Source organism: Pseudomonas trutticola BRTCR10 (assembly GCF_056155105.1).
This window is the reverse complement of record NZ_CM149552.1, coordinates 2,158,446-2,171,088: the sequence shown is the minus strand read 5'-3', so window position 1 is coordinate 2,171,088 and position 12,643 is coordinate 2,158,446. Positions and strand designations below refer to the sequence as shown.

14 protein-coding genes are annotated in these 12,643 nt (G+C 57.7%); 12 read left to right on the top strand and 2 right to left on the bottom strand.

Features of this window, described 5'->3' with window-relative positions:
- Positions 1-905: 905 nt before the first annotated feature.
- Positions 906-1,586 (bottom strand): alpha/beta family hydrolase, encoded by a 681-nt coding sequence (locus tag ACVVH8_RS09750; protein ID WP_475229713.1) that lies wholly within the window; start codon positions 1,584-1,586, stop codon positions 906-908.
- Between the two features lie 95 nt (positions 1,587-1,681).
- Between ACVVH8_RS09750 and ccoN (ACVVH8_RS09745) the strand changes: the two genes are divergently transcribed.
- The 10 genes from ccoN (ACVVH8_RS09745) (at position 1,682) to ACVVH8_RS09700 (ending at position 9,416) form a co-directional block, all read left to right on the top strand.
- A complete protein-coding gene (ccoN, locus tag ACVVH8_RS09745; protein ID WP_025110370.1) occupies positions 1,682-3,106 on the top strand; it encodes a cytochrome-c oxidase, cbb3-type subunit I in 1,425 nt (474 codons plus the stop codon).
- Between the two features lie 10 nt (positions 3,107-3,116).
- Positions 3,117-3,725 (top strand): cytochrome-c oxidase, cbb3-type subunit II, encoded by a 609-nt coding sequence (gene ccoO / locus ACVVH8_RS09740; RefSeq protein WP_103303920.1) that lies wholly within the window; start codon positions 3,117-3,119, stop codon positions 3,723-3,725.
- Positions 3,726-3,728: 3 nt separating this feature from the next.
- Positions 3,729-3,926 (top strand): cbb3-type cytochrome oxidase subunit 3, encoded by a 198-nt coding sequence (locus ACVVH8_RS09735; RefSeq protein WP_103303919.1) that lies wholly within the window; start codon positions 3,729-3,731, stop codon positions 3,924-3,926.
- The gene (gene ccoP, locus ACVVH8_RS09730; RefSeq protein WP_103303918.1) at positions 3,923-4,876 is read left to right on the top strand and encodes a cytochrome-c oxidase, cbb3-type subunit III; all 954 of its coding nucleotides are present in this window, start codon (positions 3,923-3,925) and stop codon (positions 4,874-4,876) included. The genes ACVVH8_RS09735 and ccoP (ACVVH8_RS09730) overlap by 4 nt, the downstream gene beginning before the upstream one ends.
- A gap of 481 nt (positions 4,877-5,357) precedes the next feature.
- Positions 5,358-6,800, top strand: a complete 1,443-nt coding sequence (gene ccoN / locus ACVVH8_RS09725; protein WP_103303917.1) for a cytochrome-c oxidase, cbb3-type subunit I — start codon at positions 5,358-5,360, stop codon at positions 6,798-6,800.
- Positions 6,800-7,408: a cytochrome-c oxidase, cbb3-type subunit II gene (gene ccoO, locus ACVVH8_RS09720; protein WP_103303916.1), complete on the top strand. Its 609-nt coding sequence runs from the start codon at positions 6,800-6,802 to the stop codon at positions 7,406-7,408. Before ccoN (ACVVH8_RS09725) ends, ccoO (ACVVH8_RS09720) begins: the two co-directional genes overlap by 1 nt.
- A gap of 5 nt (positions 7,409-7,413) precedes the next feature.
- Positions 7,414-7,599 carry a CcoQ/FixQ family Cbb3-type cytochrome c oxidase assembly chaperone gene (locus ACVVH8_RS09715; RefSeq protein WP_003175465.1) on the top strand — a complete coding sequence of 62 codons (186 nt, stop codon included), beginning with the start codon at positions 7,414-7,416 and terminating at the stop codon, positions 7,597-7,599.
- Positions 7,596-8,579, top strand: a complete 984-nt coding sequence (gene ccoP, locus ACVVH8_RS09710) for a cytochrome-c oxidase, cbb3-type subunit III (RefSeq protein ID WP_123463553.1) — start codon at positions 7,596-7,598, stop codon at positions 8,577-8,579. Before ACVVH8_RS09715 ends, ccoP (ACVVH8_RS09710) begins: the two co-directional genes overlap by 4 nt.
- Positions 8,580-8,753: 174 nt before the next feature.
- Positions 8,754-9,008: a type II toxin-antitoxin system Phd/YefM family antitoxin gene (locus ACVVH8_RS09705; RefSeq protein ID WP_177431395.1), complete on the top strand. Its 255-nt coding sequence runs from the start codon at positions 8,754-8,756 to the stop codon at positions 9,006-9,008.
- Positions 9,009-9,416: a type II toxin-antitoxin system VapC family toxin gene (locus ACVVH8_RS09700; RefSeq protein ID WP_103303913.1), complete on the top strand. Its 408-nt coding sequence runs from the start codon at positions 9,009-9,011 to the stop codon at positions 9,414-9,416.
- A 96-nt stretch (positions 9,417-9,512) separates the two neighbouring features.
- On the opposite strand, the gene ACVVH8_RS09695 is transcribed toward ACVVH8_RS09700, so the two are convergent.
- Positions 9,513-10,514, bottom strand: coding sequence for a metallophosphoesterase family protein (locus ACVVH8_RS09695; RefSeq protein WP_103303912.1), 1,002 nt, complete (start codon positions 10,512-10,514; stop codon positions 9,513-9,515).
- Between the two features lie 299 nt (positions 10,515-10,813).
- On the opposite strand from ACVVH8_RS09695, the gene ACVVH8_RS09690 reads away from it, so the two are divergent.
- Positions 10,814-10,990, top strand: coding sequence for a hypothetical protein (locus tag ACVVH8_RS09690; RefSeq protein ID WP_475229710.1), 177 nt, complete (start codon positions 10,814-10,816; stop codon positions 10,988-10,990).
- Positions 10,991-11,222: 232 nt separating this feature from the next.
- The gene (gene ccoG, locus ACVVH8_RS09685; RefSeq protein ID WP_103303910.1) at positions 11,223-12,638 is read left to right on the top strand and encodes a cytochrome c oxidase accessory protein CcoG; all 1,416 of its coding nucleotides are present in this window, start codon (positions 11,223-11,225) and stop codon (positions 12,636-12,638) included.
- Positions 12,639-12,643 lie beyond the last annotated feature (5 nt).

Sequence of the window (12,643 nt, the reverse complement as noted above, 5' to 3'; positions counted from 1 at the left end):
CCCGATGGCGTAACGGGTTGTGTGATTTAAACGTGCTTGCAGGATTGCGTTTACTGACAGAGAAAACTGGAAATTCCCCTGTTGTATTGATGTTGTTTTTGAGGCCGTTTCGCGAGCAGGCTCGCTCCCACATTTAGATCGGGTGCATCAGTAAGAGATTGGTCGGCTGTCAGGCCGCCATCGCTGGCAAGCCAGCTCCCACAATGGATTGAGTGTGTTCAGTTAGAGATTGGTTGGATGTCAGACCGTTTTCGCGAGCAGGCTCGCTCCCACATTTAGATCGGGTGCATCAGTAAGAGATTGGTCGGCTGTCAGGCCGCTATCGCTGGCAAGCCAGCTCCCACAATGGATTGAGTGCATTCAGTTAGGAACTGGTCGGCTGGCAGGCCGCCATCGCTGGCAAGCCAGCTCCCACAGTTTTGATCTATGTAAAGCACGCGGCGCATGCCGCCCCACTCAAAGGATGAGCGTTAGCTCGGCTTCGGCTTTTGATCTTGATCCACGGGCGACGTCGGCAGGCTGAGCGGAGGGATTGATCCGGGCGTGGGAGCGCAGCGACCGTTTGGCGCAGCCAAACACATCGAGAGGAGGTGCAGCGAAGCAAACCGGAGGCGATGCGCCCGGATCCATCCCGGAGCGAAGGAACCCCGAGCTTTAGCGAGCGGGCCGAACGTTGGAGCAAGCGTTTTTTTGCTTACTTTTTTTAGGCGTTTGTAAAAAAAGTGAGTCGCCGTAAGGGCGAAACCCTAAGTGGCCGTTACCGCAGCAATGGATATGTACCCAAAACGAAGAACTGCGGCTCATCCAAGATCCATCCCCCTCACCCCAGCCCTCCCGAAACGTCGGACCGCCCCCAAGGGGGCGAGGGGAAAGGGAGCCGATCTTTATGCAGTTCGGGATCTCGGTTAACCCTTGAGAAACTCGGCTACCTTCTGCGCGGCGCTGGCCAAATGCTGTTCATGGGTAAACCCGGAAACCTTCAATGGCTTCAAATCATGATCCCCAGCCGCCAGCCACAACACCTCAATCCCCGGCGCTAACGAATACCCCTCGACCGCCTCACGATTGCCAAGCGCATCCCGCTCCCCCTGCACAATCAACGTCCGAGTCTGCAAACCAGCCAAATGCTCAACCCGAGGTTTCTCCGGTTTACCCACTGCATAAAACGGATAGCCCAAACACACCAACGCATCGGCACCCAATTCGTCAGCCAAGAGACTAGCCATTCGCCCGCCCATGGACTTGCCGCCGATCCCCAGCGGCCCAGCGACATGACGTCGCACTTCGGCAAACACTTCGCGCCAGCATTCCAGCAGTTTCGGCGCCGGGTTCGGCGGACGCTTGCCACCGTCGATACGCCGCTGCGCCATATACGGAAACTCAAACCGCAACACGTTAATCCCAAGCCCGGCAAGGCGTTCAGCCATGTCGTTCATCCAGTCACTATCCATCGGCGCCCCCGCACCGTGGGCGAGGATCAACGTCGCCGAAACCTCACCATTGGCGGCATCCCAAAGCCACCCATGATCCTGCACGCACTGCGCCCATTGATCCCCGTCAATACTGGCCTTGTGCTGTTTGTCCATGCTTGCCTCGCTTTTAGTCTGCCTATAACTCCAGACGAAGGATTCGCCGCGTGTTTTGCGCGCGCTCACTTCGGCTGAACCGTGGATGGGGAACCATGAACACTTCTATCAGTACCGCCTACAACTACAAGGTGGTCCGCCAATTCGCCATTATGACGGTGGTGTGGGGCATCGTCGGCATGGGCCTCGGGGTTTTTCTCGCGGCCCAATTGGTCTGGCCCGAACTCAACTTCAATTTGCCCTGGACCAGTTTCGGCCGCCTGCGCCCACTGCACACCAACGCGGTGATCTTCGCGTTTGGTGGCTGTGCGCTGTTCGCCAGTTCCTTCTACTCGGTACAACGCACCTGCCAAACCCAATTGTTCGCGCCAAAAATCGCCGCGTTCTGCTTCTGGGGCTGGCAACTGGTGATCCTGTTGGCGGCGATCAGCCTGCCACTGGGTTACACCAGCTCCAAGGAATACGCCGAGCTGGAATGGCCGATCGATATCCTGATCACCATCGTCTGGGTCGCCTACGCGATCGTGTTTTTCGGCACGATCATGCAGCGCAAGACCAAGCACATCTATGTGGGCAACTGGTTCTTCGGCGCATTCATCATCACCGTGGCGATCCTGCACATCGTCAACAACCTTGAGTTGCCGGTGAGTTTCACCAAGTCCTACTCGGTGTACGCCGGTGCAACCGACGCGATGGTGCAATGGTGGTACGGCCACAACGCCGTAGGCTTTTTCCTCACCGCCGGTTTCCTCGGGATGATGTACTACTTCGTGCCGAAACAGGCCGAACGTCCGGTGTATTCGTATCGCCTGTCGATCGTGCACTTCTGGGCCCTGATCACCCTGTACATCTGGGCCGGCCCGCACCACCTGCACTACACCGCGTTGCCGGACTGGGCACAGTCGCTGGGCATGGTGATGTCGCTGGTGCTGCTGGCACCGAGCTGGGGCGGGATGATCAACGGCATGATGACCCTCTCGGGCGCCTGGCATAAGTTGCGCAGCGACCCGATCCTGCGCTTCCTCGTGGTATCGCTGGCGTTCTACGGCATGTCGACCTTCGAAGGTCCGATGATGGCGATCAAGACCGTCAACGCCCTCTCCCACTACACCGACTGGACCATCGGCCACGTACACGCCGGCGCTCTGGGCTGGGTAGCGATGATTTCCATCGGCGCGCTGTACCACATGATCCCGAAAATTTTCGGCAAAGAGCAGATGCACAGCGTCGGCCTGATCAACGCGCACTTCTGGCTCGCAACCATCGGCACCGTGCTCTACATCGCCTCGATGTGGGTCAACGGCATCGCCCAGGGCCTGATGTGGCGCGCAGTGAACGAGGACGGCACGCTGACCTACTCCTTCGTCGAAACCCTGGTGGCCAGCCACCCAGGCTTCGTCGTGCGGCTGATTGGTGGGGCGATCTTCCTCAGCGGCATGTTCCTGATGGCTTACAACACCTGGCGCACCGTGCGGGCCTCGCAGCCTGCTGACGTCGTTGCTGCCGCGCAGATGGCCTGAGGAGTCCGCCATGAAACACGAAACGATTGAAAAGAACGTCGGCCTGTTGATGTTGCTCATGGTCTTCGCCGTGAGCATCGGCGGCCTGACCCAGATCGTCCCGCTGTTCTTCCAGGACGTCACCAACAAACCGGTGGAAGGCATGAAGCCCTACACCGCGCTGCAACTGGAAGGCCGCGACATCTATATCCGCGAAGGCTGCGTCGGTTGCCATTCGCAGATGATCCGGCCGTTCCGCGCCGAAACCGAGCGCTACGGGCACTACTCGGTGGCCGGTGAAAGCGTCTGGGATCATCCATTCCTGTGGGGTTCGAAACGCACCGGTCCGGATTTGGCCCGGGTCGGCGCGCGCTACTCGGATGACTGGCACCGCGCGCACTTGTACAACCCGCGCAACGTCGTGCCTGAGTCGAAAATGCCGGCCTATCCATGGCTGGTCACGCAAGCAGTCGACAGCAGCCACACCGAAACCAAGCTCAAGACCATGCGCACCCTCGGCGTGCCGTACACCGACGACGACATCAACGGCGCGGTGGCCAGCCTCAAGGGCAAGACCGAAATGGACGCCCTCGTCTCCTACCTGCAAGTGCTCGGCACTGCGATCAAGAGCAAGAGGTGAGCCATGGTCATTGAAATGAGTGCAGGCCTGATTCGCGGCCTCGGCACGGTCGTGGTGTTCGTCGCCTTCGTCGGGCTGACGCTGTGGGTGTTCAACCGCAAGCGCACCCCGGAATTTGCCGAAGCGCGATTGCTGCCATTCGCCGACGAACCGCTACCCGATACAACCCCAGCATCTGAACCAAGGAGTACCCGGCCATGACCACCTTCTGGAGTACGTGGATCTGCGTACTGACCATCGGCAGCCTGATCGGCCTGACCTGGCTGCTGGTCGGCACCCGCCGGGGCGAGACCAAGGGCAGTGTCGACCAGACCATGGGCCACAGCTTTGACGGCATCGAGGAGTACGACAACCCGCTGCCGCAGTGGTGGTTCATGCTGTTCGCCGGCACGCTGGTATTTTCCGTGGGCTATCTGATCCTGTATCCGGGCCTCGGTAACTGGAAAGGCATCCTGCCCGGTTACGAGGACGGCTGGACCGGCGTCCACGAGTGGGAAAAGGAAATGAACAAGGCCGACGCCAAGTTCGGGCCGATCTTCGCCAAGTTCGCCGCCATGCCGGTAGAGGAAGTGGCGAAGGATCCGCAGGCGCTGAAAATGGGCGGTCGTCTGTTCGCCTCAAACTGCTCGGTGTGCCACGGCTCGGACGCCAAAGGCGCGTTCGGTTTCCCTAACCTGGCTGACAGCGACTGGCGTTGGGGCGGCGACGCCGAGACCATCAAGACCACCATCATGGGTGGCCGGATGGCGGCGATGCCGGCCTGGGGCGAAGTGCTCGGTGAGGCCGGGGTGAAGAACGTCGCCGCCTACGTGCGTCACGAACTGGCCGGCCTGCCGCTGCCAGCGGACAACAAGGCTGATCTGCAAGCCGGACAACAAGCGTTCAGCACCACTTGCACAGCCTGTCATGGGGCCACCGGCCACGGCACTGAAGCCATGGGCGCACCGAATCTGACGCACCCGGCCGGATTTATCTATGGCACCAGCCTGACGCAGCTTGAGCAGACCATCCGCCATGGTCGTCAGGGCCACATGCCGGCGCAGAACGAACTGCTGGGTAACGATAAAGTGCAATTGCTGGCCGCTTATGTGTACAGCCTGTCTCACGGATTGAATACAGAAAAACTTATTACTGAAGACAATAAACAATAAGCATTGCGCAACATCTGCCGCACCTTTCTCGGTGCGGCAGCATCCAGCCTCTTTGCGACGCATTGTCGCACCCCTTTTCACCCTCTCCTTTCGGTTCCCCGGATTCGGGTCTACGCTTGGTCGATGCGGACTGGCTCGTGCCGGTTCCAGGTCAACGCTAACCGCTGTGTTCTCCGAACCGGCTGACTGACGTGGCCGCAAACGCCGGTAGATACCGGCTGTCGTGCCATTTGCCGTCCGTCACCCGAACAGGCCGTTTGAACACACCCCGTTACAAGCGACCTGAACCCCTCGTTTTTTTCGTCCGCTGCGACATTTTGTCCGAGGCCAATTTTGTCCTTACGCGGCGCATGGAAAGGCCGCAGAATCAGCGTTGGAAAGCATTGACCCAGGTCATGGCGCGTTGCAATGACCCCCTGCTCTCTGCATACTTGCGGCCGATTTTAATCCTAATAAAACACCCAAACCGTGGAACCTTAGAATGAGCACAGCAATCAGTCCGACTGCTTATAACTATAAGGTAGTCCGCCAGTTCGCCATCATGACGGTGGTCTGGGGGATCCTTGGCATGGGGCTCGGTGTCTTCATCGCCTCGCAACTGGTCTGGCCGGAATTGAACTTCGGTCTGCCGTGGACGAGCTTTGGACGCCTGCGCCCGTTGCACACAAACCTGGTGATTTTCGCCTTCGGTGGTTGTGCACTGTTTGCCACTTCCTACTATGTCGTGCAGCGAACCTGCCAGACGCGACTGATTTCCGACAGCCTCGCGGCCTTCACCTTCTGGGGCTGGCAAGCGGTGATCGTCGGCGCGATCATTACCTTGCCGCTGGGTTACACCACCACCAAGGAATACGCGGAACTGGAATGGCCGCTCGCCATTCTGCTGGCCATTGTCTGGGTCACCTACGGTCTGGTGTTCTTCGGCACCATCACCAAGCGCAAGACCAAGCATATCTACGTGGGTAACTGGTTCTACGGCGCGTTCATCGTCGTGACCGCGATGCTTCACATCGTCAACCACGCGTCCTTGCCGGTGAGCTTCTTCAAGTCCTACTCCGCCTACTCGGGCGCAACCGACGCGATGATCCAGTGGTGGTACGGCCACAACGCGGTGGGCTTCTTCCTCACCACCGGTTTCCTCGGGATGATGTACTACTTCGTGCCGAAACAGGCCGAACGTCCGATCTACTCCTATCGCCTGTCGATCGTGCACTTCTGGGCATTGATCACCCTGTACATCTGGGCCGGTCCGCACCACCTGCACTACACCGCCCTGCCGGATTGGGCACAATCGCTGGGCATGGCAATGTCGATCATCCTGCTGGCGCCAAGCTGGGGCGGCATGATCAACGGCATGATGACCCTGTCGGGCGCCTGGCATAAGCTGCGCACCGACCCGATCCTGCGTTTCCTCGTGGTGTCGCTGGCGTTCTACGGCATGTCGACCTTCGAAGGTCCGATGATGGCGATCAAGACCGTCAACTCGCTCTCGCACTACACCGACTGGACCATCGGCCACGTCCACGCCGGCGCTCTCGGCTGGGTAGCAATGATCTCGATCGGCGCGATCTACCACATGATCCCGAAACTGTTCGGCCGTGCGCAGATGCACAGCGTTGGCCTGATCAACGCGCACTTCTGGCTCGCGACCATCGGTACCGTTCTGTACATCGCCTCGATGTGGGTCAACGGCATCACGCAGGGCCTGATGTGGCGTGCAATCAACGATGACGGCACCCTCACCTACTCGTTCGTCGAAGCGCTGCAGGCCAGCCACCCGGGCTACATCGTCCGTGCCCTGGGCGGTGCGTTCTTCGCCAGCGGCATGCTGTTGATGGCTTACAACGTCTGGCGCACCGTGCGCGCCTCGAACCCGGCTGAAGCCGAAGCCGCTGCCCAGATCGCTGTCGTTGGAGCTCACTGATGAAGCATGAAGCTGTCGAGAAGAACATTGGCCTGCTGGCCTTCTTCATGGTCATCGCCGTCAGCGTTGGCGGCCTGACCCAAATCGTTCCGCTGTTTTTCCAGGACGTCACCAACAAGCCGGTCGAAGGCATGAAGCCACGCTCGGCGCTGGAACTGGAAGGCCGCGACGTTTATATCGCCAACGGCTGTGTCGGCTGCCACTCGCAGATGATCCGTCCGTTCCGTGCGGAAACCGAACGCTATGGCCACTATTCGGTTGCCGGTGAAAGCGTCTGGGATCACCCGTTCCTGTGGGGTTCCAAGCGTACCGGCCCGGACCTGGCCCGTGTGGGCGGTCGTTACTCCGATGACTGGCAGCGTGCGCACTTGTACAACCCGCGCAACGTGGTGCCTGAGTCGAAAATGCCGGCTTACCCGTTCCTCGTGGAAAACAAGCTCGACGGCAAAGACACGGCCAAGAAAATGGAAGTGTTGCGCACGCTCGGCGTTCCTTACACCGACGAAGACATCGCTGGTGCACAGGCTGCCGTGAAGGGCAAAACCGAAATGGACGCGCTGGTGGCCTACCTGCAAGGCCTGGGCACCATCATCAAAAGCAAACGGTGATCTAGATGGATATCGGGATGATTCGTGGCCTGGGCACCGTTGTTGTGATGGTGGCCTTCATCGGTCTGGCGTTGTGGGTGTTCAGCCCCAAGCGCAAGTCGGAGTTTGAAGACGCGACCTTGTTGCCTTTTGCGGATGATCCCGAAGCCATCAAGCACGTCGAGCAAGCTTCTAGGAGTAACAAAGAATGACTACATTCTGGAGTCTGTACGTCACAGTCCTCAGTCTCGGTACGATCTTTTCCCTGACCTGGCTGCTGCTGTCGACCCGCAAGGGCCAGCGCAGCGAACAGACGGACGAGACGGTCGGGCACTCCTTCGACGGGATCGAGGAGTACGACAACCCACTGCCGAAATGGTGGTTCATGCTGTTTGTCGGCACCATCGTTTTCGCCTTGGGTTATCTGGTGCTGTACCCGGGCCTGGGCAACTGGAAAGGCCTGCTGCCAGGTTACAACTACCTCGATAACGACAAGCAGACCGCGTTCGCCAACGGCCAGACCGGCTGGACCGGCGTGCACGAGTGGGAAAAGGAAATGGCCCGTTCGGACGCCAAGTTCGGTCCGATCTTCGCCAAGTTCGCCGCCATGCCGATCGAAGAGGTGGCCAAAGACCCGCAAGCCCTGAAGATGGGTGGCCGCCTGTTCGCCTCCAACTGCTCGGTCTGCCATGGTTCCGACGCCAAGGGTGCTTACGGTTTCCCGAACCTGACCGATGCCGACTGGCGCTGGGGCGGTGAGCCGGAAACCATCAAGACCACCATCATGGGCGGTCGCCACGCGGTGATGCCGGCCTGGGCTGAAGTCATTGGTGAGCAAGGCGTGGCCGACGTGGCAGCGTTTGTCGTGACCAACCTCGATGGCCGCAAATTGCCGGAAGGCACCAAGGCCGACCCGGCCAACGGCGGCAAACTGTTCGCCGCCAACTGCGTGGCTTGCCACGGTCCGGCCGGTAAAGGCACCCCGGCCATGGGCGCGCCTGACCTGACTCACCCGGGCGCGTTCATCTACGGTTCGAGCTTTGCGCAACTGCAGCAGACCATCCGTTACGGCCGTCAGGGCCAGATGCCAGCGCAGGAACAACTGCAAGGCAACGACAAGGTGCACCTGCTGGCGGCTTACGTTTACAGCTTGTCCCACGGTGAAAAAGCACCGGAAGCGAACGCCGAGTAAGGCCGACGCTTGAAGCAACAAAACGGCCCCGCCAATGATAATTGGCGGGGCCTTTTTGCCTCTACTTCCCCCCATCGAAAGACCAGTGGTTATTTTCTGTAGGGCACGGAGGTTGCTGCACGCCGAACAAGGTAGTAACGTTTCTACAAACCATGTTCAGGGGGGATCTTCATGATGGCCATCACCACCATTTCAAGCCGCGAATTCAATCAAGACACAAGCAGTGCCAAAAAAGCCTCGCGTCAGGGGCCGGTTATCATCACTGACCGTGGCAAGCCCGCTCACGTACTGCTAAGCATTGAGGAGTACCAGAAATTGACGGGTACGAACGCGAGCATTGTCGACCTGTTAGTCATGCCTGAATCGGCAGACATCGACTTCGAAACCGAGCGTGCCGTGATCACTCACCGCCCTGTGGATCTGTCCTGAATGTATTTACTCGACACAAATGTGATTTCCGAACTGCGCAAACCTCAGGCTGACGCGAATGTCGTCGCCTGGGCCAAGAGTACTTCTGCTCCAAGCATGTTTATTTCAGTGATTACTTTGATGGAGCTGGAGACAGGGGTGCTGCGGATAGAGCGCCGCGACCCCGACCAGGGAAAGGTACTGCGCCGCTGGTTGAAGCGACACGTTGTCCCCGCCTTCGACACAAGAATCCTACCTATCGACGTGGCTGTCGCCGTTCGCTGTGCCAGCCTGCACGTTCCGGATCGCGCCAGTGAAAGCGATGCGCTGATCGCTGCGACTGCCTTGGTTCACGGTCTTACGGTGGTGACCCGAAATATCGGCGATTTTCAAAACAGTGGCGTGGCACTCATCAATCCATGGGATTGACGAATTAGTCCTTTAACGGTGAAGCCCCAGTGATACCGACGTTACAAACTACCGGCTTGAGAAGACCCCGCCAGTCATCCAACGGGGCCGTTTTTTTTATGGCCGATTGGCCCTGATGGATTTCACGGGAATGGTGTCTATCAACTCCCGTTTCTGCCATTGATTGTCCTTCACCAGATAGATCTGCAACTGCTTGCGATCCTCGGTAAAGCTGGTGATCAGGTAAGTCTGTTGAGAAGTGGCACCACTCAGGTACATCGGCACATTCCCCAACCAATAGGAACTACCACCGTCCTTGTGCAGATGGCCAGCAAATACCGCAGTGACTTCATATTTCTTGACCATTTCGATAAAGCGCTTCTGCTGGCTGGCGTCCTTCATTTCCAGCGGTTTGTGCATGTTTATGATGATGGAGTACCCCCCAGCTCTCGCCAGCCGGAGATCGTTCTCAAGCCAGTCCAGTGCACTGGTGATGTCGAAAGTGGTGGGGTTCCAGACACTGGAAATTTTTCTCGTGTAAGTAGGCTCGTTATTGAGCTGCACCAGGTGCACGTCATCAATGGTCTTGGAGTAAGCGAGGCTCCCCGAATAAAGCCTGTTTACTGCGCTGCCAGTAATCTTCAGATCAAAGCTGCCCACCTTGCCTTCATGATGTTCCTTGAAAGCAACAATACTGCCGGCCGCACAACTATTGCTGAAACAGTCATCGACGTTATTTTCATAGTCATGATTACCCAGGCCATACAGGTAATCCGTTCCGAAGTGTCTCTTTAGCGCCGACGCCATATAGTCACGCTGCCAGCCATGACCGAACGCAGTGATGTCACCATTAATCATCAAAGGGATCGTTGACTGCGATCCGTTGCGGATTCGAAAGTCAGCGATACTTGCCAGTTGACTTTCCACCAGCCACTTCGAACGTTTCGTGAACTCCTCAGCGGATTCATGTGTTCTGCTGTCCGTCTTGTCTGTCCAGGGATATTGCGTGTCCGATGCGAACACCATGTGCTTCGGTGCATCCGGCAATGCATGGGCCATAAAAACCGAAAACAATAAAAACACCCCTACAATCAAGCTTGCCACTTTATTAATAACCATCACATAACACTTCCATTTAGTCGAATAAACTGACGACCTCATGCCGTCAACTTTCACGCTATTAGAAAACCTTGTAATCCTCAAACATACCGTACGAATTAATTAATTTAATTTATTTCGCCCCGACACCAGCCAACTTGCGAAATACAACTAAGGTAAAGTCCCTCATTACACAAGGCACTCATAAAATGAGACGAATATCCGCTAGACTCGACTTTCAGCGAACAGTAACTTTTATCGGCGCCTGAGACTTATTGTCAGAGCGCCTCATATATCAATAGATTCCAAGGAAGATAAACATGCGAGAAGCTGATCATGATTGTGTGCAATCCCAAGAGGATTTCACCTATGTCAACTCTGATAACGAACCCTCCAATACGCAGCACCAGGAGAGTAATGACGCCACAACCGTCGACGTGGTCAAAAAAAACCCCGGCAGCGGGCTCGACAGTCTCGGCGGCGGAAGGCTGATCTGAGCAAAGCAGGGACTCGCTCGCCAGAGCGAGTCTCATGCATCGTCTATAGTCAATTGATCTGGGTCAGGACTTGTTACATCTGCTACACCATTTGAACCCTTCTCCCAACGCGACCAAAGGTCGCACCCGTTCGTCGGCGTGACAGGCGTATCATTGCGCCACTGCAACGCCTTTCTGACCCCGGCCGGCACGTATCGACCGAGGCATTTTTCCACTGCCGTGGGATGCAATGATGAGCAACCAGATTCCGGTACACGACGTCACGCCACCCAGCAAAAACGCGAATAACAGCGTCGATCTCTACGCCTCTCGAGAAAAAATCTACACCCGTGCCTTCACCGGTCTGTTCCGCAATCTGCGGATGATGGGCGGTGCCGCGCTGTTCCTGCTGTATTTCGGTACGGTCTGGCTGAACTGGGGAGGTCATCAGGCCGTGTGGTGGAACCTGCCCGAGCGCAAGTTCTTCATCTTCGGCGCGACTTTCTGGCCGCAGGATTTCATTCTGCTCTCGGGCCTGTTGATCATTGCCGCGTTCGGCCTGTTCTTCATCACCGTGTATGCCGGCCGTGTGTGGTGCGGCTACACCTGCCCGCAAAGCGTGTGGACATGGATTTTCATGTGGTGCGAGAAGGTCACCGAAGGCGACCGCAACCAGCGCATCAAGCTCGACAAGGCGCCGATGAGCGCCAACAAGTTTGCGCGAAAATTTGCCAAACACGCGCTGTGGTTGCTGATCGGTTTCGTTACCGGCATGACCTTCGTTGGCTATTTCTCACCGATCCGCGAACTGGTGTTCGAATTCTTCACCGGCCAGGCCGATGGCTGGTCGTATTTCTGGGTCGGTTTTTTCACCCTCGCCACGTACGGCAACGCCGGCTGGTTGCGTGAGCAGGTGTGCATCTACATGTGCCCGTATGCGCGCTTCCAGAGTGTGATGTTCGACAAGGACACGCTGATCGTTTCCTACGACCCGCGTCGTGGCGAAAGCCGTGGCCCGCGCAAGAAAGGCGTCGACTACAAGGCCATGGGCCTGGGCGACTGCATCGACTGCACCATGTGCGTTCAGGTCTGTCCGACCGGCATCGACATCCGCGACGGCCTGCAGATCGAGTGCATCGGTTGCGCTGCGTGCATCGATGCCTGTGACAGCATCATGGACAAGATGGACTACCCGCGCGGGCTGATCAGCTACACCACCGAGCACAACCTGTCCGGACAGAAAACCCATAAACTGCGGCCACGTCTGATCGGCTACGCGGTGGTGTTGCTGGCGATGATCAGCCTGCTGGTGACCGCGTTCTTCATGCGTTCGCTGGTCGGTTTCGACGTCAGCAAGGACCGCGTGCTGTACCGCGAGAACGCCGAAGGCCGGATCGAAAACGTCTACAGCCTGAAGATCATGAACAAGGACCAGCGCGATCACACCTATGTGCTGGAAGCCGCCGGTTTGCCGGATCTGCGCCTGCAAGGCAAACGCGAGATCAAAGTGGCGGCTGGCGACATCGTCAGCATGCCAGTCGAACTGTCGAGCGCACCGGAACAACTGCCATCGAGCACCAACGAGGTGAAATTCATCCTCAAGGATGCCGATGACGACAGCGTCCACGTTGAAGCCAAGAGCCGATTCATCGGCCCACAAATCCGTTGAGAGAA

Bases quoted from the DNA above. Each gene is read 5' to 3' on its own strand.
- ACVVH8_RS09750 (WP_475229713.1), bottom strand. From the start codon at position 1,586: ATGGACAAACAGCACAAGGCCAGTATTGACGGGGATCAATGGGCGCAG.
- ccoN (WP_025110370.1), top strand. From the start codon at position 1,682: ATGAACACTTCTATCAGTACCGCCTACAACTACAAGGTGGTCCGCCAA.
- ccoO (WP_103303920.1), top strand. From the start codon at position 3,117: ATGAAACACGAAACGATTGAAAAGAACGTCGGCCTGTTGATGTTGCTC.
- ACVVH8_RS09735 (WP_103303919.1), top strand. From the start codon at position 3,729: ATGGTCATTGAAATGAGTGCAGGCCTGATTCGCGGCCTCGGCACGGTC.
- ccoP (WP_103303918.1), top strand. From the start codon at position 3,923: ATGACCACCTTCTGGAGTACGTGGATCTGCGTACTGACCATCGGCAGC.
- ccoN (WP_103303917.1), top strand. From the start codon at position 5,358: ATGAGCACAGCAATCAGTCCGACTGCTTATAACTATAAGGTAGTCCGC.
- ccoO (WP_103303916.1), top strand. From the start codon at position 6,800: ATGAAGCATGAAGCTGTCGAGAAGAACATTGGCCTGCTGGCCTTCTTC.
- ACVVH8_RS09715 (WP_003175465.1), top strand. From the start codon at position 7,414: ATGGATATCGGGATGATTCGTGGCCTGGGCACCGTTGTTGTGATGGTG.
- ccoP (WP_123463553.1), top strand. From the start codon at position 7,596: ATGACTACATTCTGGAGTCTGTACGTCACAGTCCTCAGTCTCGGTACG.
- ACVVH8_RS09705 (WP_177431395.1), top strand. From the start codon at position 8,754: ATGGCCATCACCACCATTTCAAGCCGCGAATTCAATCAAGACACAAGC.
- ACVVH8_RS09700 (WP_103303913.1), top strand. From the start codon at position 9,009: ATGTATTTACTCGACACAAATGTGATTTCCGAACTGCGCAAACCTCAG.
- ACVVH8_RS09695 (WP_103303912.1), bottom strand. From the start codon at position 10,514: ATGGTTATTAATAAAGTGGCAAGCTTGATTGTAGGGGTGTTTTTATTG.
- ACVVH8_RS09690 (WP_475229710.1), top strand. From the start codon at position 10,814: ATGCGAGAAGCTGATCATGATTGTGTGCAATCCCAAGAGGATTTCACC.
- ccoG (WP_103303910.1), top strand. From the start codon at position 11,223: ATGAGCAACCAGATTCCGGTACACGACGTCACGCCACCCAGCAAAAAC.